2 protein-coding genes are annotated in these 879 nt (G+C 47.3%); both read left to right on the forward strand.

What is annotated here, in order from left to right:
* Nucleotides 1-598: ATP-binding cassette domain-containing protein (locus tag R7E78_RS25300; protein ID WP_318058496.1), on the forward strand; the 598-nt coding region annotated here is incomplete at its 5' end.
* A partial coding sequence (locus R7E78_RS25305) for a metal ABC transporter permease (protein WP_318058497.1) occupies nt 591-879 on the forward strand: 289 nt, incomplete at its 3' end. The genes R7E78_RS25300 and R7E78_RS25305, both read left to right, overlap by 8 nt.

The raw sequence follows: 879 nt of genomic DNA on the forward strand, positions 1-879 counted from the left end.
GAAAAAGCTAAAAATTGGTTATGTGCCTCAGAAACTGAAACTCAACGACTCTTTGCCGCTAAACGTTATCCGTTTCTTAAATTTAGCAGGAAAGTACAGCAAACAAGAATGCCTTGATGCATTAAGACTAGTTGGTGCAGAGCACTTAATTAAGAGCAACATGCACCGCCTTTCCGGTGGTGAAAACCAACGCGTCCTACTCGCCCGCGCGCTGCTACAACGCCCTGACTTGTTGGTTCTTGATGAACCAGCTCAAGGTGTTGATGTTCAGGGACAAATCGATCTATACGATTTGATTGAAAGCATCCGTCACCGCTTCGATTGCGCTGTGTTTATGGTATCTCATGATTTGCATTTGGTCATGGCAAAAACAGACGATGTGATTTGTTTGCACCACCACGTTTGTTGTTCGGGATCACCAGCAACGATCACTCAGCATCCTTCTTACATAGCATTGTTTGGTAACGCAGCGAGAGAATCACTCGCGTTTTATCATCACGACCACGAGCATCACCATCACGATTTGTCTGGCTCTCCAGTATCGGGCGACGCTACCTCGTGCTCTAACCATAGCCACGGACATCATCACCATGATTGAGTTTCTTCTACCTTCTATCCTCGCTGGCATTGGTATTGCAATCATCGCAGGTCCACTTGGGTCTTTCGTTGTATGGCGCAAAATGGCCTACTTCGGTGACACTCTTGCCCATGCATCGTTAATGGGGCTCGCTCTCGGGTTCTTACTAAACGTTAACCTCTATCTTGCGCTGCTAGTCTGCTGTTTAGCATTAGCGGTACTCCTTGTAACACTGCAAAGGCAGCAACTGGTGGCCACAGATACCCTACTCGGAATTCTGGCTCCCAGCTCTTTGTCTATCG

The sequence above is a fragment of the Vibrio sp. YT-19(2023) genome (assembly GCF_033337395.1).